This window comes from Pseudoalteromonas sp. NZS11 (assembly GCF_015864765.1).
GTDB classification, from domain to species: Bacteria; Pseudomonadota; Gammaproteobacteria; order Enterobacterales; family Alteromonadaceae; genus Pseudoalteromonas; species Pseudoalteromonas arctica.
The window spans coordinates 441,441-467,481 of sequence record NZ_JADYWP010000003.1 but is presented as its reverse complement, the minus strand read 5'-3'; the positions used below and the strand labels follow the sequence as shown (position 1 = coordinate 467,481).

The window sequence follows — 26,041 nt, the reverse complement described above, 5'->3', positions numbered from 1 at the left end:
CTCATGCTTGAATTTAACAACCAACAGATTGAAACCGACAAACAAGGCTACTTGCTTGACCATACTTTGTGGTCAAAGGAGCTTGCACCTGTAATTGCTATCCAAGAAAACATTACCCTTAGCGTTCAACACTGGGAAGTCATTAACTTTGTTCGTGATTTTTATATTGAATATAACACCAGCCCAGCAATTCGGATGCTTGTAAAAGCAATGGCAAAAGCACTCGGTGAAGACAAAGGAAACAGCCTTTATTTATATAAATTATTCCCTAAAGGCCCTGCTAAGCAAGCAACAAAAATCGCCGGATTACCAAAACCAGCTAGGTGCATATAATGAGATCTAAATCAGGCAATAATCAAGTAACTGAATCCAAGCCAAAAAGAAGTACAGGCCGTACTTATTCACGCAGTGCACTTAACAAAACGCCATCTGGTAAAAGAGAAATAAAGCCGCAAATAGCATCTAAAGACAGAAAAATTGTGTTATTCAACAAGCCGTTTGATGTGCTATGCCAATTTACAGATGACGCAGACAGAAAAACTCTCGCTGAATTTATACCTATTAAAGAAGTTTACGCAGCAGGAAGATTAGACAGAGACAGTGAAGGTTTATTACTTTTAACAAACTGTGGAAAATTGCAAAACACCCTAACGGCACCTGATAAAAAGACGAATAAAACCTACTGGGCACAAGTTGAGGGTGAACCAACAAGCGAATCAATTAATGATTTATGTAATGGCGTAGAACTTAAAGACGGGCTTACACTCCCCGCTAACGTTAAAATAATTGATGAACCTACAATTTGGGCGCGTAATCCGCCTGTACGCGAGCGAAAAGCAATCCCGACTACTTGGTTAAGTATTACCATTAACGAGGGTAAAAACAGACAAGTTCGCCGAATGACCGCGCATATTGGCCACCCTACACTTCGCCTCATTCGTTATAGCATTGGCAACTATACCTTGGATAATATTAATTGTGGTGAATACAAAGTAATTAAGGGCGTAGTTGATGCATAAACCGCATGTCACGGTTGCAGCAATAGTAAAAAAGCAAAATGAGTTTTTACTTGTAAAAGAGCGCGATAAATTTACAAAGCAAATTTGTTACAATCAACCTGCGGGTCATTTAGAGCAAAATGAGACACTTGCACAAGCTGCAAGCCGAGAGTTGCTTGAAGAAACAGGCTTAGCGCTTGAGCCAGTCGGCTTTTTAGGTGTGTATAATTTGCATGCCGAAAATGGAGTGCACTATTTACGATTCTGCTTCTTATTTAAAGCGCCTGATAATATAAAAGCGCCAACGCCAATAGATACCGACATTATCAGCGCTAACTGGTATACATTAGAGCAAACAAAATCACTACCGCTTAGAAGTCCTTTAGTATTGAAGTGTATTAACGACAGCCTGAATCGACCAGTATTAAGCCTAGAAACTATTTATAATTAGCTATATTGGGGAGTAGCTTAAATAAAATAATTAACTCTATTTTATTTACTCGGAGCTTAGCGCTATACAGTTACGCCCTTGTTTTTTAGCATAATATAGGGCGTTATCAGCGGCTTTTACAAAGCTGATTTCATCACTATTTGTATAGTCACTGATGGTATTAATACCCATACTTATAGATAAAAATCCGGTAAAGCTATCCTGGTGCGCAATAGCTAAGTTTTCTACGGCTTTTTGTATTTGCTCAGCTATAAACAACGCCCCTTGCCTATCGGTTTGAGGTAATAAAACAACAAACTCCTCTCCCCCATAGCGAGCAACAAAATCTTCTGGGCGACTAACCGTTGAAGCAATTGTTTGAGCCACATCATATAAACACGTATCGCCCGCTACATGCCCATACCGGTCATTAAATTGTTTAAAATGGTCAATATCGATAATAATCATCGATAGCATGCCTTCGCATTCTTTTGCTCGTTCGTACTCATGCGTTAGTTTTTCATCAAACCGACGCCTATTTGCAATCTTGGTTAATGCATCCAAAAAGGCCATATCCCTAAGTATATCCTCTGCTTCTAAACGCTCTGTAGCATCATTAAAAACAGCTAAAAACTCTTCGCCTATATCAATCCCTGAAATTTCCATCATCACTTGTGAACCATCACGACATGAAACTCGATAGTTATTTGCGGGTATATCGTTATTATTATTCAGCGCCTTTTCAAGTGAGTCTTGCCACAGATCTTTTACAAGTGCTCTATATTGCGGATCTGGATACGCTTTTTCCCACCACGATTTAAGATTAGGTACATCCTCTACTGTATAACCAAAAACATCTACAAAGCGTTGATTAACTTTCAAAATATCACCCGTTTTGGCACACACATTACATACCGGCATTGGCAAAACGGTAAATAATCTAGCGTAATGACTTATCTCATGTTTGCGCATAGGGTTGAGCGTACTTTGAGGTAAGTAACTCATTGGCATATCACTTTTTTCAATACTAAGCTTTTCGTCCATTTCTAAAGCAAAATACCATTCAAGCCACCAATGCTCTACACGCTCAAGCACCTTTAGCTCAATGTTCTTTTTAGCGGTTGAGCCCTTAATTAAGCTAAATAACTCATGTACATGATTTGGTTCTTGGAAAATGTGAGGGTTTTTGAGTTTTATTAACTCATAAAAAAGGTGATAGGCTGACTTTTTAAACTCTGTCGTTTTACTGGAGAGTAATTCACTATCCACAAAATCAGATTCGTTTGTGTAGTGTTCAACTAAAGAATTTATCTTGTTTATTTGATAGGCGTAATTCATATATTCATTCCATTGACTATATATCAAGCGACTTAAAGTGGTTTACATTCATATACTCACCACTATTTTTATTTTATTAAGTGTATATTTACTCTAGTAGTTTTAAAAGAAAATACTATTAATAAAACTCAATAACTACATGAATTATTCTATAGTCTTAATTTATTAGTAAAGATCACTTTAATATTACTAAAGTTACAGCCTGATAACGCGCTTAAGTCTAGTTTGCTATTTGTTATATAAATAAAATACTGACTAATTCCCCTCTTTGCGCCCTTAGTCTCTTTAAGCACAAACAAAATACATGCTATAATCGCGGCCTTTCCAAGTTAACAGCAATCTGTATAAGCGAAATTATTCATGAGCGAAAATAGTCACATTAAAGTCATTGTTGGCATGTCCGGCGGTGTTGATTCTTCTGTATCTGCATATTTATTACAACAACAGGGCTACCAAGTAGAAGGCCTGTTTATGAAGAACTGGGAAGAAGACGACAATGATGAATACTGTGCTGCCGCTGATGACTTAAAAGATGCACAATCAGTGTGTGATAAGTTAGGCATTGAACTTCACACAGTAAACTTTGCAGCAGAATACTGGGACAACGTATTTGAGTACTTTTTAGCTGAGTACAAAGCAGGTCGTACACCTAACCCAGATATAATGTGTAACAAAGAAATTAAATTTAAAGCCTTTTTAGAATTTGCTGCTCAAGCACTCGGTGCTGACTTTATTGCAACGGGTCACTATGTTCGCCGTGAGCTTCGCGATGACAAATACGTAATGTGTCGCGGACTTGATAACAATAAAGATCAAAGCTACTTCTTATATACTCTAAGCCATGAACATATTGGCCAAACGTTATTCCCTGTAGGCGATATCGAAAAACCAGAAGTACGCCGCATAGCAGAAGAACAAGACCTAATCACTCACGATAAAAAAGACAGTACAGGTATCTGCTTTATTGGTGAGCGTAAATTTAAAGACTTTTTACAAAAGTTCTTACCAGCACAACCTGGCGTTATCGAAGACACAGACGGTAATAACGTAGGCGAACACGAAGGCTTAATGTACCACACACTTGGACAACGCAAAGGCTTGTTAATTGGTGGAATGAAAGAAGGTTCTGGTGAGCCTTGGTACGTAGTAGATAAAGACCTTGAGCGAAATGTACTTATTGTGGGCCAAGGTAAAGATCACCCTCGCCTATACAGCAACGGTCTTAACGCAAACCAACTTCACTGGGTAGACCGTATTGGCCCTAAAGGCACAACTCGCTGCACAGTAAAAACGCGTTACCGCCAAGAAGACTTAAACTGTACCCTACTTGTAGGTGAAGACGGCATGGCCCGCGTATTGTTCGACGAGCCACAAAAAGCAGTGACGCCTGGTCAATCTGCCGTATTTTACGCAGAAGATATCTGTTTAGGTGGCGGTATTATTGATTCGGTGATTAAGTAATGAATGAACACCAAGTCATGGCGCTTGCCGCCATGTGCCAGGCTGCTAAACAAGTTCAAAAAATTGCCCAATATGGCAACAATAACGAACATGATTTAGAAATATTACTTTCAAGTATTATTCAAACATCTCCGGCATCGCCAGAAGATGTTTACCAAGGTACTGACAACTTACGTGATGGTTACAAAACATTAATGGCGCAGCTAACCGCAGGCGCTCAAAAAGATGTTGAAATTGTAAAGTACGTAGGTGGTTTAATGCAGCTTGAGCGAGCACTAAGTGCAAACGGCAAAAGCTTAAACGAATTAGGTAAACGAATTGATGATATTCATCGTCGTTTAGACCACTTTGCTATTACCGATGAGAGCGTTGTTGCCGGTTTAGCAGATATATACTCGTCGGTGCTGAGCCCCCTTGGGCACCGAATACAGGTTTATGGCAAACCCGAGTTATTAAAACAGCAGCTCACTCAAAATAAAATCCGTGCGTTATTATTAGCCGGCATTAGAAGTGCAGTATTATGGCGACAAATGGGCGGTAAACGCCGTCACTTTTTCTTTGCAAAAAGAAAAATACTCGCTATTGCTAAAACAAAAATTTAACTATCGTTCAAACTAAAATTTAGGAGTTATTATGGAGCTTTCAGCGTTAACGGCTATCTCTCCAGTGGATGGTCGCTACGGCAGCAAAACCACTGAACTACGCAGTATTTTCAGCGAATTTGGCTTAATCAAATACCGCGTAATTGTTGAAGTGCGTTGGTTGCAAGCGTTAGCTGCAGCAAGCGATATTAAAGAAGTACCTGCATTTAGCGAAGAAGCTAATGCACTTCTAAACGCCATTGTAGATAACTTCAGTGAAGCTGATGCACAACGCGTTAAAGATATAGAACGCACTACAAATCACGATGTTAAAGCGGTTGAATACCTACTAAAAGAAAAAGTAGCCGATAACAGTGAGCTTCATGCAATAAACGAATTTATTCACTTTGCTTGTACTTCAGAAGATATTAACAATCTATCTCATGGTTTAATGCTAAGCGAAGCGCGTAAAAATGTTTTACTTCCTTATTGCGATGAACTTTTAAGCGCAATTAAAGCTAAAGCAATTGAATACAAAACAATCCCAATGATGACTCGTACGCACGGACAACCTGCTACACCATCAACTATGGGTAAAGAGTTTGCTAACGTATATATGCGTTTAAAGCGTCAACGCGGGCAAATTGCACAAGTAGAGATGCTAGGTAAAGTTAACGGTGCTGTAGGTAACTACAACGCACACCTTAGCGCATACCCTGATTACGACTGGCATACACATGCAGATAAATTTGTATCAAGTTTAGGCTTAACACTAAACCCATTTACTACACAAATTGAACCGCATGACTATATTGCAGAGTTGTTTGACGCAATTGCACGTTTTAACACTATATTGTTAGATTTTGACCGTGACATGTGGGGTTACATTGCCCTTAATCACTTTAAGCAAAAAACAATTGCTGGCGAAATTGGCTCATCAACAATGCCACATAAAGTTAACCCAATTGATTTTGAAAACTCAGAAGGCAACTTAGGCTTAGCAAATGCTATTTTTGCTCATCTTGCACAAAAATTACCCGTTTCTCGCTGGCAGCGTGACCTTACTGATTCAACGGTATTACGTAACCTAGGTGTAGGTATGGGTTATGCAATTATTGCATACCAATCAACACTTAAAGGTGTAAGCAAGCTTGAAGTAAACGAGCAACGTTTAGCTGACGAGCTTGATCAAAACTGGGAATTGCTAGCCGAGCCGATTCAAACAGTTATGCGTAAATATGGTATTGAAAAGCCATACGAAAAACTTAAAGATTTAACACGCGGTAAACGTGTAAACAAAGAAATAATGGCTGACTTCATCGATGGTTTAGACCTTCCAGAGCACGCTAAAGTAGAAATGAAAAAACTAACACCTGCTAATTACATTGGTCGTGCTGTTGAGTTTATTGATGATTTAGTTTAAAAACTAAATTGCTCTTTTAAAAAGCGAAAGGATCATCCTTTCGCTTTTTTTGTTTTAACCCCATTGCACTAACTAGTAGGCATAATGTATGTATCAATTAAAAATAAATAATTTGTCTGAGCAAGAGTTTTTAAGCCATTTTTGGCAAAAAAAGCCGCTTTTAATCAAACAAGGTTTTGCTGATTTTCAAGACCCGCTTGATGCTAATGAATTGGCCGGCCTAGCAATGGAAGAAAGCATAGAGTCACGTATTATCACCAATCATAAAAATGACTGGCAAACGCACCAAGGTCCATTTGAAGACTTTGAGCAGTTAACCGACGATCACTCTACTTTACTCGTGCAAGCAGTTGATCACTGGCATAGCGATGCTGCACAACTGCTAGAACCATTTAGGTTTATTCCCAACTGGCGTATAGATGATTTAATGATCAGCTATTCAACGCCTAATGGTGGTGTTGGTCCACACTTAGACCAATACGACGTATTTATTATTCAAGGCGAAGGTAAACGTCATTGGCGTGTAGGCCTCCCTGATCCAACACTTAAACAGTTTGCTCAAAACAAAAAGTTACTGCAAGTTGAACCTTTTGAAGCCGTAATTGATTGCATATTAGAACCAGGCGATATTTTGTATATTCCACCAGGGTGCCCTCACGAAGGTTACGCTGTAGAAAACGCACTAAATTATTCAGTTGGTTTTAGGGCGCCAAATCAACAAGATTTATTGTCGAGCTTTGCCGATCATATTATTGATACCGAAAGCGGACAAAAACGTTATACCGATCACAACATCACACTAAGAAAATCAAAAGGTGAACTTACAAACCTTGAAGTTGATAAAGTTAAAACACTGATGGCGGCACTTTTAGAAAATGACGATTTATTTAAACAATGGTTAGGCTCAACGCTTAGTCAGCCCAAACATGAAATGGATTTAGCACCAGTAGAACCTCCATTTACACCTGAGCAAATAAGCGATGATTTAAGTGATGAAGAAACTGTGTTTGAGCGTTTAGGTGGCACGCGTGCTATTTATCAGCAGCTCGATACCGAAGTGTTATTAAGTGTAAACGGTGAAAATTACGCTATGCCATTAACTGACTTAGCGGCGGTAAAACTACTTACCGATAATACTGAATTTGAAAGTTCAGCATTAAATTTAACAAACCCAAGTTTAGTTTTTACTCAAACTTTTACTACACTTGTTAATGAGGGGCTTTGGTTTAATATAGACCAAGAGTAATAATACCAATTTTATTAATAATGGTGAGCATTTTGCAGCGTAAAATATTATGTATACAGGTCAGTTAAATTTTTAATTTTCACCTGATATTGGCTTAAATAATTTTGCTGTGATTGCTTACTCATTTTAATTGGCTATCAATAGGAGTTTGCAATGGGCTATCTGGTTGATAAGGTTGAGTGGGATATAAAAAAAGATATGCTACAAAAAATTCGAGAGCGAGTTTTTGTTTACGAGTTACATATCCCCAAGCACATCGAATTTGATAGCCTAGATAAAATTGCATCACATGTACTTGTTACAGACGATGCAAACTGCCCTATTGCAACAGGTCGGCTGTGTACAGATGGCTTAATCGGCAGAATAGCTGTATTACCCGAGCACCGTAATCGCAAAGTATATAAATCGCTTCTCAACTTTATTGTTGAATTAGCTTCCAACCAAGGTATAGAAGAAGTTAGCATTAATTGTATTTTAAATGAGGTAGAGCGTTTTAAGCGAAATGGCTTTATTCAGCAAGGAAATGTTTTTATGGAGGCGGGAATTCCTAGGCAACGTATGCAATGCTCTGTTTCAGCGTTTAAAACAACCCCCTTCACACTTGTTCATTAGATAAAGAAAAGGGCAATAAATAAGCTATCACCCTCTACTTTTTTACTTAACCCAAACTGTAGTTACTTTGGTTCATTTGCCCATAGTGGTTCATTATCATACATTTCGTACAAGCCATGTGCTCTATTTATAAGTAAGTTAGCAAAATCTACCTGCGTTTTATCACGCGCGCCTGTACTCATAATTTGATCCGCTTTTAATTGCCACTGCAAAGAAAAATAACGCATTGCATCGCGAGCATCTGTAGCTGCACTTACTTCAGCATGATCTGTAGGTAAGCGCCCTGTTACTACCCAATATGTTTTACCGTTTTGGGCTTTAAATTTCCACATTGCACAAAGTGGTGCTAAAAATCGGCTGTCTTTATCAACTACTGATTTTGGCATAATGCCCTTTTCGGCTAAATGTTTTTGCGCTGCTTGAAAACATTCGCGTTGCCACTGCATTCTTTGCTCATCAGTTATAACTTGCTCTTTTGCTGTTAACGGCTTTTTTTCTTGTTGTTGCATTTTTAATAACCTTTTACTTCTTTTTTAACACTCTAAGGGCTTAGTAAATAAGGTGCAAGTATAAAAAGGTCGTTTGCACCTTAAAGCGCTCTGTTTGCTGTGTTTTTAGCCAAACTATTATTTTATATTGTGATCAAAAGAACCTACATCACCCGGAAAAACTACTGGAGACTCAATACCGTCTTTACTAACAGAGGCTACACCAAAGTAATAATTATCAATCACTACGTTTTTAAGTGTGTACTGTGAAACCTTACCAACGTATTTACTAAACTGCCATTGCGGCTCGCTCGTGTAACGCCAATAAATTTTATAGCCAGCAATATTTTCATCACTGCTTTGTTGCCATGAAAACGACGTATCAGCTGTAACAGCGCCCTTTATTTTAACTTCTTTTGGCGGTGCGGGTGCCCACGCCATAGACGCCATCGTTACCGCATTAAGTGAAGTTAACTTAGCCGTATAATCAAAATCAACACCTTCAATGGTATCGCCATACTCAACACCATTTTCAGTGCGTAAATCTTGATGCTGACGATCGTAGTGCTCGTTAGTTTCCATAATACGCACTGCTGCAAAACCTGCATCATTAAATGGGCGATGATGCCCACCACGACCAAATCTATCTAATCGATATACAAGCATTGTATCTAAATTAGGAATGTATCTGTCAGCAATAGTATCTATGTAGCGAGCTAAATTACGACTCGCAGAATCGACTTCACCACCTGTAAAGCGCCGAGTATTAGCTTGCTCTTTTGTTTCTACAACACGGGTACCTTCTGAAAATATACGTGCAGTCGTGTTATTAGTTACCCCATTAATACCGGTAATATTGCCAATCATATCGTTGTTTAAAACGCCATGAACTTGCCAGTTATGCTTTTGTGCATAAGCCGTTAATATTTTACCGCCAAACAAACCTTGCTCTTCGCCCGAAAGCGCCGCGTAAACTACCGAACCATTAAATTTGTATTTACTTAAAACACGAGCTGCTTCTATTACTCCTGCCACGCCCGATGCATTATCGTTAGCACCCGGTGAATCACTCGTAAAGTCCATAACATCACTTACACGTGAATCTATATCACCCGACATCATCACCATCCGATTCGGCTCGCTCGACCCACGTTGAATAGCCACTATGTTAACCACTTCAACAGGATTAGGAATGCGTTTTTCGCCCGATATAGTGTCTTTTACTTCAATTATTTCCAAGCACCCACCACACTGCGCTGATATTTTTTCAAATTCTTTTTTTATCCAACGCCTAGCCGCACCAATGCCCCGAGTATCCGATTTAGTCTCTGAAAGCGTATGGCGAGTACCAAAATCCACCAGCGTTTGAATGTCACTACCGATACGGGTAGCCGACACTTCACTTGCTATATCGTGTAACTTTTGTTGGTCGGTATATTGTAATTGCGTTTCACCATGTGCTGATAATGCAAGTGAGCAAGCGCCTGCAATTGCAGTAAATTTAAGTAACGTTGTTGTGATTTTCAAAGGTGTTTTAAGCATCTATTAGCTCCTAATTATTATAGTGTAACCATTACCTAAGTAAGATTTTATGGCAATACATTTGAGGTAGATGCAGAAAGGAGCACGCTAAAGCGCATTTACAAGAGGTTACTAGGATAGTAAAAAGCCCACTACCTTGAATGGGTACTGGCCAAAATTTATTATGCATATTTTTAATAAGTGGTTTTAATATCAAATTCTTTTAAAAAGGCCTCATGTCCCCCTAAGCTTGCAAGCACACCAGCAGAAAACATAAATATTAATACAAATGCTAAACAGATCAAAAACTCCGAACTATTTTCAGGATTAATATAGTAGTTAAGTAAAAAACCACTCAAGACACCTATAAAAGCAATTTTGCTAAATAAAAAATAACTTGGGATCTCAAATGCCCAAACAGAGGTGTTGTTTACAAACTGCCTATATCCATACGTCATAAAAGCCAACAGACCAATAATACCAATTGCAAAAGTAGTCACTGTGGTCAGTGCGCTCATGTTTTTATAAATAAGCACATACCCTAATCGTAAAGAATAGATAAATACTGCAAACCATGCCAAAACAGCAGGCCCTAAAATTAATCCCATTTTCAATCCTTGAATAACGTCTAACTAATTAATTGCTAATACAATATTATATTTTGAGGTTAAATTACAAACCTTGTTACACAATAATCTATTAAAAATTATGTTTTTCGTGGCACACTGTAATTGTGTATACATTAATAGTTTAAGTTATGCGTCAGCTAAAAGAAGATACAATTAAAAGTAACCTTATTGAGTCGCAGCAAAGTGCATACGGCCCCGTATGCGTGTATCAAAATAAAGAATGCCGTTGGTTAACGCTTGCACAAAAAGCCAATGAAGACATAACAATTCAAGGCGTTATGAACCTTACGCACCCAGAGCAAGTAATAGTACCTGTAAACCAGTGTATGATGTTATTTTTACTTAAATCGGTAGATACACTAAATATATTAAATCTAGGTTTAGGCACTGCAGGGTTTGAGCGAATTATGTATCACTTGCAAAGTAGTACGCCTTACATAAACACCATCAATACATTTAACACGGTAGAAATAAACCCAAGCATTGCCTTAATTGCTGCCCAGCACTTTAAGTTACCAATTAAGCACAGCACCTATTTACAATGCGCCGAGCAATATATTACCCAATGCACTGATCACTTTAACGTAATCACTATCGATATTTTTAGTGGTGAATATCACCAGCCTTTTTTAACCAGCGATAGCTTTTGGCAAAATATAAATAGCTGCAGTGAGCAAAATACGCAAGTAATCATTAATTTAAACCCACAAACTGGCCAAGAGCTGCAAATGCTTTTAGTACTTTTAAGGCAACATTTTAAGTGCTTAGCGATAATAGAGTTTAACGAATACAAAAATATAGTGATCATACTAAGCCAGCAAACATTAATGCACATAAACGTTGATGAAATACAAAACTCACCTGTGTTTATAAATTTTGCGCCAAACCTTTATAAAAGTATTAACAGCATTTACCACATTGAATAAAATGCTTTACCGTCCAGGTTCATGTTTTTCATAGCACGGTAAGCTTGTTTCTAACTTCTCCCAGTTAGCTTTAGACGTAACAAAATTATGCGATAAAACCTGCTCAGTAATATCGCTATCGAATATTCCTAAACGAATTCGTATTCTGCTTTTGTCATCATTGTTGCTACTGTAAACAGGCGAGCCACAACATTTACAAAAGTAACGAGTACGCCCTACTTTAAAACTATACTCGCTAAGTAGTGCCTGCCCTTTAGTTATTGTAAAGTCATCTGTATTTACAAAGCCATTAGTTGCAAATGCAGTCCCGCTGTTTTTTCTACACAATGAACAATGACAATGAATAATGCTGGTTATACTGCCCGACACTTCAACGCTTACCTCACCGCACAAACACGAACCCGTATACATATAACATCCTAACTATTAAATTATTTTAAACTCAGCTGAAATTTGCTGAGTTGATTTAATGGATAAGTTTACTGGTTAATTTTTTGAATGGAATAATAATTTTTGTATCTTCGCAGTTCCCACGCCATTACCTATTTTTTAATGATTGACATAAAAATATTAAATTGGTTACATAACCTTTACTTTAAAGTTATAGCCAAAAAAATAATTGGTTAACCAAAAACACCTAAACTTACTGAGAGCCAATTATGCATTTTAAACACATGTCACTTTTATGTTTGTTAAGCGCGTTAGCGTCGTGTTCAACCATTTCTAAAAACACATCGAGCGATTGGCTACTTATTGATGACTTTGAAAATTCACTTAGCAAGTGGCAAAGTGTCGATACCCAAAATGAAACTAAGCCACAGGTTAAAAACCCACAAATAACAGTTATACAATCAGAACAAGCAAACTCATCAACAAATCATTATTTACTAAAAAAGCCTGCGGCTGAGGGCATTGTAGGAAATCGTAAAGCACTTTCTTATACAAAGCTTCCACAAGCGGTTGAAGTTGGTGACACCTACACATTTTATATGCGTATAAACGTGGCTGCTTTTCCTAATAACCATGCTTTTGGGTTAAGCAACCTTACGCCAGAGCTAATTAATAAACATGCGTACGATGCGTTTGAGCCTACACTTCGCGTAACCGATAAAACAGAATCAAACGGGCTTGTAAACGATGGCGCATTAATGGTTAAAACCGACAGCGGGTATAACAACATTCAAAACTACACTACCAAACAATCGGCCAAGCCACTGCAAACAAATACCTGGTACGACGTATGGTATGTTGTTAATAACGCAGCAGCCTCAGAGCAAGGTCAGCAATATGATGTTTACGTAAAAGGTGGGGAATTTAGCAAGCAAACACTGGTGTATAAAAATGCACAATTTAGAATGAAGCGCGAACAACCTCTTATATATTTTTTAGCAAACTGTAATACAGGCCCAATTAAAAAACCTTATGGTAATGGTGGTCTCAGATATGACGATTTATATATGAGCAAAGGTACAAACCTAAATAATCCAATGCTATAAAAACAAATAAAGCACTTTTAAAAGTATTAAATTATATTAATAACGCTCTACCATATTCACAATTAATCCCTTACAAACCTGCATTTAAAAATACTTAAATGGTATGATAGCCACCATTATTTGCCATTTAAGTTTTTAAAATGTATCGATTATTTGAAAAAATGACAAAAGCATTCCCTGAGGACCAACCCACTCAGCCGCCTTCGACTTTATTCGCTTTTTGCCGTCACTACACCAAAGGAATGGAATTGTCGTTGGTGCTAATGTCAATCAGTGCCGCCATGCTCGCTATTTTAGAAGTCTCTTTATTTAGCTATATGGGGCAGCTTGTTGATTGGTTAACGGCCTACACACCCGAAACCCTATTTGTAGAGCAAAAGTCAGAGCTTATCAAAATGGCTGTAGTGCTATTACTGGTATTGCCCGTAGTCGTATTTTTTCATTCTGCTATTTTGCACCAAGCATTGCTGGGCAATTACCCTATGTCGATTCGCTGGTTAGCGCATCGTTATTTACTGCGCCAAAGTGTGAGTTTTTATCAAAATGAGTTTGCAGGAAGAATAGCCACCAAAGTATTGCAAACCTCTTTAGCCGTTCGCGAAACAGTGACCAAACTACTCGATGTATTAATGTATATCGTGGTTTATTTTGGCTCAATGGTATTTTTAGTTGCCGAAGCTGATTGGCGCTTAATGATCCCTTTACTGGTTTGGTTAGTTTTATACATTTGCGTACAGCTTTATTTTGTTCCGCGCCTTAAAAAAATTGCCAGCTCACAAGCCGATGCGCGCTCAGAAATGACCGGCCGAATTGTTGATAGCTACACAAATATTTCTACTATTAAATTGTTTTCGTATACCCAGCGTGAAGAGCAATACGCAAAACAAAGCATGGATGTATTTTTACAGCCTGTGTACAAACAAATGCGCTTGGTAACCAGCCTAAACTTTGTTATTCAAAGCTTAAATTATTTATTAGTATTTTCGGTTACCGCAGTATCACTTTATTTATGGTCGCTTAGTGCAATTAGCGCAGGTGCCATTGCAGTTGCTGTTAGTTTAGCGCTTAGATTAAACGGTATGGCGCAATGGATCATGTGGGAAATAAGCAGCTTGTTCGAAAACATTGGCACCGTAGCCGATGGCATGAAAACACTGTCTAACCCTATTGAAGTTGCCGATAAACCAAATGCCGATACACTTAACGTGAGCCAAGGTGCCATTGAGTTTAACAATGTACATTTTAACTACGGCAAAGCTGCAAACGAGACTAATCGCAGCCCAGTAATGGACGGTTTAAACTTAAACATTAAACCTGGCGAAAAAATTGGCTTAGTCGGTCGCTCTGGTGCAGGTAAATCAACGCTTGTTAACTTATTACTGCGTTTTTACGATACCGACTCAGGAACAATAAAAATTGATGGGCAAAACATCACAGGTGTAAGCCAAGAAAGCCTACGCCGCTACATAGCGATGGTTACGCAAGACACTTCCCTGCTTCATCGCTCAGTAAAAGACAATATTTTGTACGGTCGCCCCGATGCAACGCAAGCTGAGATGATCAACGCCACCAAACAAGCCAAAGCACTTGAGTTTATAAACGACTTGGTAGATAGCAAAGGCAACAAAGGCTTTGATGCTCAAGTGGGCGAACGCGGTGTTACTCTTTCGGGCGGTCAGCGCCAACGTATTGCTATTGCACGTGTGCTACTTAAAAATGCACCCATACTTATACTCGACGAAGCCACCAGCGCACTCGACTCAGAAGTAGAAGCGGCAATTCAGGCAAGCCTTGATGACTTAATGACAGGCAAAACAGTAATCGCGATAGCGCATAGGCTCTCAACCATTGCACAAATGGACAGATTAATTGTACTTGATGATGGCGGCGTAGTTGAGCAAGGCACTCATGAAGAACTAATCGCTAAAGGCGGGATTTACGCCGCTCTATGGACACACCAAACAGGCGGGTTTATAGGCGTCGATTAGCCATTAATATTACCTTACTGTAGACGTGGTTTATATTCTGCTGCTACCTAAACAAAAAAGCGAAGATGCCTTAAAGGCTCTTCGCTTTTTTGTTTAAAGTTATAAATAGAGTTTATAACTTTTTTATAAACTAAGAGATTAGTCTTAACCCTATCATTATCAGCATAACCACATTAGCAAGCACACCGATTAAAAAGAAGTAACTACGTGGGCTTGGGTTTCTCTCTGTTGCTATAGCGTAGTACAGCACCATGTGAATCAAACGCGCAATTAAGTACACCCAAATACACATAGCAAAAATCGGGCTTTGATAATTAATTACAAACGCAAATAACACCGTACCTATAAATAATGCGCTGTTTTCAAGCGTATTATGAAACGTACGATGCGCTCTAAATATAAAGCTATCGTGCGATAAATCCTCGTCAATTTTACCTGGTACAGCATTTGGCTCTTTAGCTTTGCTAAACGTAGCCACAGCCCACTGTACAAGCAACATAATTAAATAGAGGTAAAATGCCAAATAGGCCGAAAGTGCAACTTCAGTCATTACTAAATCCTTTATTTTGTTTTTTAACTTAGTTTAGAATGCAATTTTAAAGCCTAAGTTAATACACTGATATTTAAAGGGTTAATTTAATAAGCCTGATTACATGTGTAAGTAACTCACAGCGTTGTATAAAGTTTACTTGTTATGATTTTAAAAATAACATCAAAACTGAGCTGTATACTGCTGGGTTTACTCCGATCTAAAAAGCTTAAACTCTTCAAACGCACAATCCCACAACACAACTTGATTACGACCCAAAGACTTAGCCTCATAAAGTGCTAAATCGGCCTGTTCAATTAACTCAGAAGGTGTTCTGGCTTTAAATTTAATAGACGTAACCCCAAAACTACACGTAACAGGAATATCATCAAATATCGCTTTTTCTACTTTAATACGAATAGCCTCAGCAATACGTATTGCTTGCTCTTGAGTCGTATTGGGTAAAATAATACAAAATTCTTCGCCACCAAAACGGGCAACGCTATCGCTCGTACGTATATTGGCTTGTAAAAGACTGGCAACACCACAAAGTACGGTGTCGCCAATGCTGTGCCCATAAGTATCGTTAACACTTTTAAAATGGTCAATATCGACCATTAAAATACAATATTCTTCAATCTGAGGTAAATCCAAAAAGTCGCGATTCATAATCTCAAATAAAATGCGGCGGTTATAACAATTGGTTAAAGGGTCTCTCGCGGCCAAATAGTCTAACTCTTCATTACGTTTTTTAGAGGCAATAAAGCTTCGATAAACCAATAAAACAATAGCTAAACAAGCGGCTAATAAAAATGCGAGCGCAATACTCGCGTATTTGTTTTTTGCAAGCTCTAGCTCTGATATAACCCTAGCTTGGCCTGATATTTCAATTTCATTGTTTTTCTTTTCAAGCTCAAGTTGATGGAGTTTTTCTTTTTCTCTTAACGTCTCCAGCTCTATTTCCATTTTGTGAGAATGCAAATGTGCTTTTTCAAGAGCAAGCTTACTTTCGTCTCTTTCGTATTGAATGATTCCGGTCAGGGCTATTTCTTCTTCCGCGTAACGTAGTGATTCATTTATTCGTCCACGCTGTTTTTCTGCTATTCGAATTTCACGATAAGCGTATAGCATATGTAACTTATCATCTATTTCGGTTGATAAAGCGAGTGACCTTTTTAGTAAAGAAATCGCCTCATTTGTATCAATACCAATTAAAATCGCCGCAAGCGCTGTTAGCGACTTTATCTCATAAAGCTTACTGCCCGTTTCTCTGGCGAACGACAACGACTCTTTGTAATACTCTATAGCCTTGTTTTTATTCCCTTGGGCACGATAAATATTAGCAATAATACGCGCTGTTATAGAAATGTAGGATGTAAGATTTTTGGTTTTATAAGTTACGTAAGCTTTCTGAGCAAATTTCATCGCTGATTCTAAGTCGTCAGACTCATAGTTAATAACAGCCATTTCTCTTAAGGCCGACGCGAGCGTTTTGTCCTCGACCACACCTTTTGGTAAATCGATAGTTATTTGATAGAAAATCTCGGCCTGATCATACTGCTTTAATCGTGTGTATAGCAGCCCCATTTGATTGGATGTTTTAGCAATCCCAAGCACGTTATTTACTTTTTTATAATATAAATATGCCTCATTTATATGCTTAAGTGATTTTTCATAAAGGTTGATATGTCGATAAATAATACCAGCACCTAATAATGCTTTAGCTAAGCCCACAGGATCGTCAATGTCTTTATGTATTTCTAATGCACGAGTGGAGTAATCAAGGGCTAAAACTAAGTTGTCTAAATAGCGCTGCGCTTCTGCTAGTGTATTTAATGTACGCGCCATCAACTTTAAATCATCTAAATTAGTATATATCTCTAAAGCTTTGGTATAAAAATGAGCTGTTTGCTCTCTATTTTCAAGGCGCTTATACGACTGAGCTAATTTTTTATACGTTTCACCTAACTGTTTTTGTATTTGTTCGTCTTTATTTACAAGGTATTTTAAAGCAGATGAATATTGCGTGATCGCGTCATTGTATTTTTTTTGTTCATAAAACGAATCCCCTTTTGTTAGGAGTACTTGTGCTATAAAAAACTCATCGCCATACACAAGCGTTGTTGGTAATAAAGTTTCAATGCGGTTAGCAAGTTCGTCATAACGTTTTTCATCTGATAATATTTTTATATAATTAATAGACGCCTTTATTTGGTTGCGTGGATCATTTAATTTACTGTAATAAGCCGAGGATTGTGAAAAGTGATGAAGCGATTCATTAATATTGTTATTTTTTTTATTCGCTTTACCTAATAAGTTATGTAATTTTGCGCTGAGTAACGTGTCATCAGCACTTTGCGCTTGTAACAACAACGCCTTACTTAGTTCGATACTTGTTATAACGTCAGTATCCATAAGTAATTCGGCTCTTTTTAGCAGCCCTGTATTAGATTCATTGATTAAACTGTATGAGGTAGTTTCTTGCGCGTAAGCGCTACTTAAACTAATAAACAAAGCAAAAAGCAAAGCTTTCACTAACAATTTAGAATTATAAATTCGATTTACGAAGAAAGTGTGTACTTGCGAAGTTAAGTCCATCTTTCGCGTGTGATACGAGTAAGTGTAAAATTCCATATTTACCATTTTAGTGATTTGTTATTAATTTAATGCAAAAATTCTGGCGATAAAATATACACATAAAGACTGCAGGTCAAGTTTCGCTGCAATATGGGTAATTGTTAATTTATGATTTTAGCATAATTATGCATATTGCAGCTTAATTCTTTTTTAGCTTAATCGTACGCTGTAAGTTATTAAATGAGAAAACCTAGCTTCTTAGTTTAAGGGTAACCAATACAACACCGTGGTCGGTAGTTAAATCATCACGCTCATACTCGGGGTTTATTAAGTGCCTGTCGTAAGTGTTATAAGCGCTTACTTCAAAAAAGCTGTCATCGTAACTAGCGTCAAACTCACACGACAATAAAATGTAATCAAGCACAGAGCTGCTCGCGCCATAATAATGTGTTGGCGGCCTTAACGGTGCTGGCTTTGTTATATTTATATTTTTTACTTGGCTTTTATCCGCTGAATCAACAATCTCGCTGTTATTGCTATCACAATCACTTTGTTCATCGTTTGTTATTGCTTCATCGCTAAAAACCTCATCATTACTTAGCTGCGACTTAACAAACAAATCCCATGAATCATTTAAACAATATTTTGCTAAGTAGGTTTTAGCGTCAAACGCAGGCGCAAAGCGTAGCGTATTCGTCAGTAAATGGCTCAATACGCCATCCGCAAGTTCATTATTGAAGTCCCCCATTAATAGCATGGGTTGTTGCGTGGCTTCGCGGCGAGTAATCATTTGTATCATTAGCAATGTAGCTTCACTGCCACGCTGAATAGTTGAGCCCCAACCACCCGCTACATTCGCTTTTAAAATCTCAATTATGTTTTGCTCGGGCGCTAGCTCTTTGTTGTGTTCATCAACATTAATCATCGGGCGCTTAGATTTAAAATGCACCACATAACAATCAGTATTGCCTATATGCGGAAGCGTTATGGTTGCTCTTAGTACTTTACGACTAAAAGTAAACTCACTATTAAGGCCAAGCGTACTTGCAAGCTCACTATCGTGTTCAACCGCTGCTACTTCAACTATGGGATATTTAGAGGCAATCGCCACTACGGGGCGTTTATAAATAAAATCATCAATCACCTCTGGTGTATCTACCACCGCAAAGTAATTATAGCCTTGCTCAGCAACTAGCTCTTTTAACGAATCAATACTAAACACTTCCTGAAAACCAATCACATCAGGGGCATGATCTGTTAAGTAATCAACAATCCAACGCTGCTTTTTAGCCCACTGCTGCGCGGTATAAATTTTCTCAAACTCATAGTATGCATTGGGTGGCTCAAGATAGTTAAACAGGTTAAATGTGGCTATTTTTAGTTGGGTGTTAATAATTACAGATTCATCACGGTTTAAATCTGTATCTAACTGTTTAAGATCTTGATTACTGATGGGTATCGCCTAAGTAAAGTTGAAAGTGTTGCTTGCTTATAAACTATCATTTTATTACATGTTTACGTAATAAATCAGCCTGCTTAATTGTAATTTTATACACTCTTTTATTTTAGTCTTTATTATATCCCTCAATAAATAGCATTAACGTGCTTAACCAGATAAAATTCGCGGCAATTAAATATGAGCGAAGTGAAATTGTAATGAGTAGAAAGATTGAACTATTAGCCCCAGGCGGTGATGTAAACGCGGTAAAAGCCGCCATTGTAGCCGGTGCTAATGCGGTTTATTGTGGGTTAGATACCTTTAATGCACGTAACCGAGCGTCTAATCTTTCGTTTGATGAGCTTAACGGCGCACTTCGCCTAGCCCATGAATACGGCTGTGAAATATTTTTAACGCTAAATGTAGTTATATTAGAGCACGAAATGGGTGCGCTATTTAAGCTATTAAATCAGCTAGTAAATACCACGCTCGACGGTATTATTGTGCAAGATTTAGGGTTATTCAATATAGTTAAAAAGCACTTTCCTACTTTGCATATTCACGCATCAACTCAGTTAACTACGCATAACGAATCACAAGTTGAGTTTTTAGCGCGCATTGGCGCTACACGTGTAAATTTATCGCGCGAGCTTAACTTAACTGAAATTAAAATACTGACCGACGTAGCGCATAAATGCGACGTATTAACCGAAGTATTTGTGCACGGCGCATTATGTATTGCGTTTTCAGGGCAATGTTATTCAAGCTCAGTAAGTGTGGGTAACTCGGGTAATCGTGGTCGCTGCTCGCAAGCGTGTCGTGATGAATACGAGCCAACGGCGATGGGTAACAAACATCCGTTAAACTTAAAAGACAATTCAGCTTATTTTGATTTACCAGAGCTTGTAGCTGCAGGTGTTGACTCGTTAAAAGTAGAAGGCCGTATTAAAGGCGCTAACTACGTACATACGGTTATTGATAGCTGGCGCAAACAAATAGACACGTTTGTGCAAACCGGTAACCTAATTGAAGACGATTCAAGCTTATACAAAGTATTTAACCGTAACTTTACTAATAAGTTTTTAACCGGCGACATGACCAAAAACATGTTTACCGATAACCCGCGCGACCATAGTTTTGATCACGCAAATGAAAAAAACAATGCAATTTCGGTCGTGCAAATTTACGATGCTCAGCAAGAGCTTTCCACTCAAAAAAGTGAAATTGATTCGTTAGTTAAAAAGAAAATTGAATTTTTAGATATTTCAAAGCGCGAGCTTACATTAGAATTTTCAGGGCAATTAAATCAGCCATTCACTGTAAACATAATTATTGAAGATAAAAGCGATATTACGCTTTCGAATAAAAACGAAAAAGAGCCTCTACGCTTTGAAGTTCAATCGCAAATGGTGATGCAAACTGCCGATAAATCAGTTGTTGATATTGCTGCTATTGATAAACGCTTTAAAACCTTTAGTAATGCCAATTTTGAAATTAAAAATATGGATTACTCAAACTTAGGCAACAACTTAAGCATTCCGTTTAAAGAGCTTGCCCGTATTAAGAAGCAAGTCGCGTTTTTATTAAACGAAGGTAAAGACGTACTCGCCCCTGTTGAACTGCCTAAATTGGTGAATCACGAAAAAGCAGATAAAAACAAAACAACACTCTCTATTTTAATATCGGACATAAAAGACGTTCACCTTTGTGATTTAACAAATGGCGATGTTTACTTTAAATTACCTGAGAGCTTTAGAACCGATAACGATAAATACATCAACGTATTTTTAGAGCACCCGCAGTTAATTCCGTGGTTTCCGGCGGTGTTAATTGGTAAAGATTTTGAAGAAGCAGTGCGTTTGCTCGAGGTTGTAAAACCTAAGCTTATTATTAGTAACAACACAGGCGTAGCATTTAAAGCAGTGCAAATGGGTATTGACTGGATTGCAGGTCCATTATTAAACACTACAAACTCTTATGCGTTACTAACACTACAAGAAGATTTAAACGCAAAAGGCGCGTTTATTTCAAACGAAATAAACAAACCACAAATGCGTAGTATTAAACGCCCTAACAACTTTAAAATGATGTACAGCATTTATCATCCAATACTAATGATGACCAGCCGACAATGTTTTTTCCAGCAAACCGTTGGCTGTAAAAAACCACGTATTGACGCAAGCTGTATGTTGAGTTGTAAAAAAGAAACAACCGTTACCAATGTTAAAGGCATTAGCTTTGCTATTGATAAACAAAAAGGCGGCTACCCGAGCATTTATAACCACGAGCAATTTTTAAATATGGATATTGTGACCGATTATGCCGACAAGTTTGACGAGTTTATGATTGATTTAACCGACATTGGCTCAGGCGATAAAGAAAAACTCGATAAAGCCGTGTTACTTGCGCATTTTCAGGATTTAATTAGCGGGCAAACACAAGCAGCTGATCAGTTAAATCATATGGTAAAAGTAAAAACACGTCAGCAATATGTTGAAGGCTTAAACAGTTAAGGTAAGTATTAAAATGACACTGCCATTATTATATTCATTACAACACTGCCCATACGCAATGCGTGCACGAATGGGTATTTTAATGGCAGAGCAACACGTGCTTCTACGCGCTATAAAAACTAAAAATAAGCCACCGCATCTTTTGCAAATATCACCTAAAGGCACGGTGCCTGTTTTATTACTGCCGAATAATCAAGTCATAGATGAAAGCCTAGACATTATGCTCTGGGCTTTAAAGCAAAACGATCCGCATAATTTACTGCATACTCAAGACCCATTAGCACTTGAGCGCATGCTTGAATTAATTAAGCTAAACGACACGCAATTTAAACCGGTGCTCGAAAAGTACAAATTTTATGCTCGCACAAAAGACATGGCACAAATTTATTACCAAAAAGCCTGCGAAGAATTTATTAAGCAATTTGAAGTAAAGCTAACCACGCATAAATACTTAATGGGCGATGAAAAAAGTCTAGCCGATTATGCCCTGCTGCCATTTATTAGACAGTTTGCCCGCGTAGATAAACACTGGTACTTACAAAGTGAATACACGCATTTACGCGCATGGTTAAACGAATTTTTGCACGCCCCCATGTTTACCAAAGTTATGACCAAATTTGATTTGTATATGGACTGCGGCGAAGAGTTTTTATACGGCGTTAAAAAACCTTAATTTAGCCTTTTTTTATAAGAAATTACATTACTATAGCTACCTGTAAATCTCAGCATTGAATTATTCTCATCATCGAATTTAAGCCCTTTATTTACGCTATACTGCCCTCCCCATTACTAACAAACGCTATGCATTATGAACTACTCAAACTTTGGCACTAAATTCACACAACCCAACGGCATTACTCAGTTAATGGAAGATTTAGGTGGTGCTAAAAACAGCAACAATCCTAATATTGTTATGCTGGGTGGCGGTAACCCCGCACTAGTACCACAAGTAAATGAGGTTTTTTTAAGTGAATTACAAAATCTTGTTGCCAGTAACAAGGTATCGCAAGTATTTGGGCTTTACGATGGCCCAACCGGTAACGACGAGTTTAGAGCAGCATTAGCTGGCCAGCTAAGTAAAGAGTTCGCATGGGATATTAGCGCCGATAACGTAGCACTTGGTAATGGCAGTCAAGCTAACTTTTTTGTGCTGTTTAATATGTTGGCAGGCGAAATGCCGGATGGCAGCCATAAAAAGATTTTATTTCCCCTTGCGCCAGAGTACATAGGTTATGCCGATCAAGGCTTATCGGCTGATATGTTTGTTGCCATAAAGCCTGATATCGAAATTTTAAATACAGGTAGTGCATCAAAACAGTTTAAATACGTAATTGATTTTAAAGCAGTTGAAAAAGTACTAGCAAACGACAGCAGCATAAGCGCGCTGTGCGTATCACGCCCTACTAACCCAACAGGTAATGTAATTACTGACGATGAAGTAAAACACCTTGATTTGCTCGCTAAGCAATATGGCATTCCACTCATTATTGATAACGCGTACGGCGATCCGTTCCCAGGTTGTATTTACACCGACGCAAACCTAACGTGGAACTCAAACATTATTTTATGTATGTCACTTTCAAAACTTGGCCTACCGGGTTTACGCAGCGGTATTGTGGTTGCAAACAATGAGATTATTAAAGCAATTGGCCGCGTAAATGGCAGCATGGTGTTATCGCCAAATAGTATTGGTCCAAGCTTAGTGACACGCTTAATTAACGACAACGAACTACTCCCACTGTGTCGTAATGTTGTACTGCCTTTTTATCGTAATAAAGCACACATAGCGGTTGAGTTGTTTGACGAAGTATTTGCCGAACTGCCTGTTTATTTGCACAAAGTTGAAGGCGCATTTTTTATGTGGCTGTGGTTTAAAGATGCAAAAATGACAAGCGAGGTGTTGTATCAAAAGCTTAAAGAGCAAGACGTGTATGTGATCCCAGGTCACAACTTTTTTATCGGCATTGACGACAGTTGGGCGCACAAGCACGAGTGTATTCGTATTAACTATGCTACCGATGCAGATACCCTAAAAAAAGGCTTAGAAGCGATTAAAAACCTAATAAAGTAAATATACTGATGCCGATATTAATATCGGCATCAGTCATTTAACTCGCTTATATATACGTTTAAAATTCATGCAAACGCACTGTATCCCCTTTAAATTTATATACAAGTTGGTATCCTACTCGACCTTTTTTAATAGCAATTCGCTTAATTAAGTGATCTATTCTGAGGTGAGAAAATCGTGTCGATAACCAGGCAAAAATTTCGTTATTTAGTTGTTATCACTAATTGCTCCTGCATTGCTCTGCATCCATGCAGTCGTATATCAGAAATTTTTAACGCAGTTAGCGTCATATTTAATCCCTCAAATTGATTAAGTATTATTGCGGATTGGTATAACATATGCTTATAAAAAAGAGCTCGTCAAGGAGCGACTATCGCTGCAAGGCACTTACTGTAAGTGGCAGCAATAACACAACAGGCATCGCGTATAATTTATTGATTTTAAACGTTAGATGTAACTTTAAATAGCAACATGCAATAGCACTATTAAGGTCAATTATGCGATTAGGACCAGGACTGCTCGTCACCGCTGCCTTCATTGGACCAGGGACTATTACTACCGCCAGCGTGGCAGGTGCAAACTTTGGTTTTGCACTTATATGGACATTACTGTTTTCAGTAGTTGCCACTATATTATTACAATCTATGGCGGCGCGCCTTGGCGTTGCTACCGGGCAAGATTTAGCTCAAGCGCTCAGAGCACATATTCAAACGCCTTTATTTAAATCTTTAGCTATATTTTTAGTCATTAGCGCCATTGGTGTGGGCAGTGCAGCTTATGAAGCGGGTAATTTAAGTGGCGCTAGCATGGGATTAATTGAAATATTCCCTCAAGTTAGTCCTCAACTATGGACACCACTTATTGCTTTTTTTAGTGCAGCTTTACTGTATAGCGGCAAACATAAAGTGGTTGAAAACGCGCTAATTTTACTCGTTATTTTAATGAGCTTAGTGTTTATCTCAACACTTGTAATGGCAGCGCCCTCACTGGGTGATGTATTTGCTGGTTTTATTCCTAGTATGCCTGAAGGCTCTATTACAACCATACTAGCTTTAGTTGGTACTACCATTGTGCCATATAACTTATTTTTGCACTCCGGCGTACTCGCTGCTAGACACGACAGTAACAGCGACATGCAAAAAGTGATTAAACAAACAAATGTTGATACAGGTCTATCAATCACTTTAGGCGGTGTGATCACTTTAGCTATTTTATCTACAGCTTCAGTTGCATTTTATGGCACCGATGCGGGGCAAATTAGTGCGGCTAACATGGCCGTGCAGCTAGAGCCATTGCTTGGTGACGCCGCTCATTACTTTTTTGCTATTGGTTTATTTGCTGCAGGTTTAACAAGTGCTATTACAGCGCCACTTGCGGGTGCTTATGCTGTGTGTGGCATGTTAGGTTGGTCAAACGATATGGGTAACACGCGCTTTAAAGGCGTCGCTATTGTTATTTTATTGTTTGGTGCTGCGGTGGCGTCACTCGGTTTAGACCCTGTCGCGGTAATTATATTCGCACAAGCGGCTAACGGTTTATTACTTCCTATTGTTAGCACCTACCTTGTATGGCTGGTTAATCAAAAAGGGGTTATGGGAAACTACACTAACTCTTTGGTATTAAACCTGGTTACCCTACCCGTTTTAATCCTAATTTTTGGGCTAAGTAGCTACAAACTAATTAGTTTAATTTTTTAATTCAACTCTAAAAACCATATTTAAAGGCCGCTGTTTACAATAAACAGCGGCCTTTATTTATTAATCACTAAATAACGTA

General features: G+C 38.2%; 23 protein-coding genes. 15 read left to right on the top strand and 8 right to left on the bottom strand.

The window, feature by feature from the left end; all coding sequences use genetic code 11:
- Window positions 1–3 precede the first annotated feature (3 nt).
- From I6E82_RS09110 to I6E82_RS09100, 3 genes are read left to right on the top strand one after another with little or no spacing between them, the layout of a single operon-like run.
- A complete protein-coding gene (locus tag I6E82_RS09110) occupies window positions 4–333 on the top strand; it encodes a TusE/DsrC/DsvC family sulfur relay protein (RefSeq protein WP_007580207.1) in 330 nt (109 codons plus the stop codon).
- Window positions 333–1,019, top strand: coding sequence for a pseudouridine synthase (locus tag I6E82_RS09105; RefSeq protein WP_197117650.1), 687 nt, complete (start codon window positions 333–335; stop codon window positions 1,017–1,019). The genes I6E82_RS09110 and I6E82_RS09105 overlap by 1 nt, the downstream gene beginning before the upstream one ends.
- Window positions 1,012–1,449 (top strand): NUDIX hydrolase, encoded by a 438-nt coding sequence (locus I6E82_RS09100; protein ID WP_197112898.1) that lies wholly within the window; start codon window positions 1,012–1,014, stop codon window positions 1,447–1,449. Before I6E82_RS09105 ends, I6E82_RS09100 begins: the two co-directional genes overlap by 8 nt.
- A gap of 45 nt (window positions 1,450–1,494) precedes the next feature.
- On the opposite strand, the gene I6E82_RS09095 is transcribed toward I6E82_RS09100, so the two are convergent.
- On the bottom strand, window positions 1,495–2,766 hold the full coding sequence (locus I6E82_RS09095; RefSeq protein ID WP_101216243.1) for a sensor domain-containing diguanylate cyclase: 1,272 nt from the start codon (window positions 2,764–2,766) through the stop codon (window positions 1,495–1,497).
- Between the two features lie 360 nt (window positions 2,767–3,126).
- On the opposite strand from I6E82_RS09095, the gene mnmA reads away from it, so the two are divergent.
- From mnmA to I6E82_RS09070, 5 genes are all read left to right on the top strand, one after another.
- Window positions 3,127–4,227, top strand: a complete 1,101-nt coding sequence (gene mnmA / locus I6E82_RS09090; protein ID WP_197117648.1) for a tRNA 2-thiouridine(34) synthase MnmA — start codon at window positions 3,127–3,129, stop codon at window positions 4,225–4,227.
- Window positions 4,227–4,829 carry a high frequency lysogenization protein HflD gene (gene hflD, locus I6E82_RS09085; RefSeq protein ID WP_101216242.1) on the top strand — a complete coding sequence of 201 codons (603 nt, stop codon included), beginning with the start codon at window positions 4,227–4,229 and terminating at the stop codon, window positions 4,827–4,829. The genes mnmA and hflD overlap by 1 nt, the downstream gene beginning before the upstream one ends.
- Before the next feature lie 31 nt (window positions 4,830–4,860).
- A complete protein-coding gene (gene purB / locus I6E82_RS09080; RefSeq protein ID WP_024589170.1) occupies window positions 4,861–6,231 on the top strand; it encodes an adenylosuccinate lyase in 1,371 nt (456 codons plus the stop codon).
- Between the two features lie 88 nt (window positions 6,232–6,319).
- Window positions 6,320–7,477: a ribosomal protein uL16 3-hydroxylase gene (locus I6E82_RS09075; protein WP_197117647.1), complete on the top strand. Its 1,158-nt coding sequence runs from the start codon at window positions 6,320–6,322 to the stop codon at window positions 7,475–7,477.
- 153 nt (window positions 7,478–7,630) lie between these two features.
- Window positions 7,631–8,089, top strand: coding sequence for a GNAT family N-acetyltransferase (locus I6E82_RS09070; RefSeq protein WP_197117645.1), 459 nt, complete (start codon window positions 7,631–7,633; stop codon window positions 8,087–8,089).
- Between the two features lie 62 nt (window positions 8,090–8,151).
- Here I6E82_RS09070 and I6E82_RS09065 read toward each other — a convergent pair whose 3' ends face one another.
- From I6E82_RS09065 to I6E82_RS09055, 3 genes are all read right to left on the bottom strand, one after another.
- Window positions 8,152–8,598, bottom strand: a complete 447-nt coding sequence (locus I6E82_RS09065) for a DUF4826 family protein (protein WP_007580192.1) — start codon at window positions 8,596–8,598, stop codon at window positions 8,152–8,154.
- A 117-nt stretch (window positions 8,599–8,715) separates the two neighbouring features.
- A complete protein-coding gene (locus tag I6E82_RS09060; protein ID WP_197117643.1) occupies window positions 8,716–10,119 on the bottom strand; it encodes a M28 family peptidase in 1,404 nt (467 codons plus the stop codon).
- 173 nt (window positions 10,120–10,292) lie between these two features.
- Complete coding sequence (locus I6E82_RS09055) at window positions 10,293–10,706, bottom strand: hypothetical protein (protein WP_024600444.1); 414 nt, start codon at window positions 10,704–10,706, stop codon at window positions 10,293–10,295.
- 149 nt (window positions 10,707–10,855) lie between these two features.
- Here I6E82_RS09055 and I6E82_RS09050 point away from each other — a divergent pair, with 149 nt between their 5' ends.
- Window positions 10,856–11,653 (top strand): hypothetical protein, encoded by a 798-nt coding sequence (locus I6E82_RS09050; protein ID WP_197117641.1) that lies wholly within the window; start codon window positions 10,856–10,858, stop codon window positions 11,651–11,653.
- A 6-nt stretch (window positions 11,654–11,659) separates the two neighbouring features.
- On the opposite strand, the gene I6E82_RS09045 is transcribed toward I6E82_RS09050, so the two are convergent.
- A complete protein-coding gene (locus I6E82_RS09045; RefSeq protein ID WP_007580188.1) occupies window positions 11,660–12,064 on the bottom strand; it encodes a GFA family protein in 405 nt (134 codons plus the stop codon).
- Window positions 12,065–12,312: 248 nt separating this feature from the next.
- Here I6E82_RS09045 and I6E82_RS09040 point away from each other — a divergent pair, with 248 nt between their 5' ends.
- Entirely contained in the window at window positions 12,313–13,149 is an 837-nt protein-coding gene (locus I6E82_RS09040) for a hypothetical protein (protein WP_197117639.1), read from the top strand.
- 140 nt (window positions 13,150–13,289) lie between these two features.
- On the top strand, window positions 13,290–15,137 hold the full coding sequence (locus I6E82_RS09035; RefSeq protein WP_197117637.1) for an ABC transporter ATP-binding protein: 1,848 nt from the start codon (window positions 13,290–13,292) through the stop codon (window positions 15,135–15,137).
- A gap of 130 nt (window positions 15,138–15,267) precedes the next feature.
- Here the strand turns inward: I6E82_RS09035 and I6E82_RS09030 are convergent, their stop codons facing one another.
- The 3 genes from I6E82_RS09030 to I6E82_RS09020 all read right to left on the bottom strand — a co-directional run bounded on the left by I6E82_RS09030 (window position 15,268) and on the right by I6E82_RS09020 (window position 19,603).
- Window positions 15,268–15,687: an MAPEG family protein gene (locus I6E82_RS09030; protein ID WP_169060872.1), complete on the bottom strand. Its 420-nt coding sequence runs from the start codon at window positions 15,685–15,687 to the stop codon at window positions 15,268–15,270.
- A gap of 189 nt (window positions 15,688–15,876) precedes the next feature.
- Window positions 15,877–18,081 carry a tetratricopeptide repeat-containing diguanylate cyclase gene (locus tag I6E82_RS09025; RefSeq protein WP_231616909.1) on the bottom strand — a complete coding sequence of 735 codons (2,205 nt, stop codon included), beginning with the start codon at window positions 18,079–18,081 and terminating at the stop codon, window positions 15,877–15,879.
- A gap of 412 nt (window positions 18,082–18,493) precedes the next feature.
- A complete protein-coding gene (locus I6E82_RS09020) occupies window positions 18,494–19,603 on the bottom strand; it encodes an endonuclease/exonuclease/phosphatase family protein (RefSeq protein ID WP_197117730.1) in 1,110 nt (369 codons plus the stop codon).
- 296 nt (window positions 19,604–19,899) lie between these two features.
- Between I6E82_RS09020 and I6E82_RS09015 the strand changes: the two genes are divergently transcribed.
- The 4 genes from I6E82_RS09015 (at window position 19,900) to I6E82_RS09000 (ending at window position 25,962) form a co-directional block, all read left to right on the top strand.
- On the top strand, window positions 19,900–22,194 hold the full coding sequence (locus tag I6E82_RS09015) for a peptidase U32 family protein (RefSeq protein WP_197117633.1): 2,295 nt from the start codon (window positions 19,900–19,902) through the stop codon (window positions 22,192–22,194).
- A gap of 13 nt (window positions 22,195–22,207) precedes the next feature.
- Window positions 22,208–22,867, top strand: coding sequence for a glutathione S-transferase (locus I6E82_RS09010; RefSeq protein WP_197117631.1), 660 nt, complete (start codon window positions 22,208–22,210; stop codon window positions 22,865–22,867).
- 135 nt (window positions 22,868–23,002) lie between these two features.
- Entirely contained in the window at window positions 23,003–24,265 is a 1,263-nt protein-coding gene (locus I6E82_RS09005) for a valine--pyruvate transaminase (RefSeq protein ID WP_197117629.1), read from the top strand.
- A 497-nt stretch (window positions 24,266–24,762) separates the two neighbouring features.
- Window positions 24,763–25,962, top strand: a complete 1,200-nt coding sequence (locus I6E82_RS09000; RefSeq protein WP_197117628.1) for an Nramp family divalent metal transporter — start codon at window positions 24,763–24,765, stop codon at window positions 25,960–25,962.
- The last annotated feature ends 79 nt before the right edge of the window (window positions 25,963–26,041 follow it).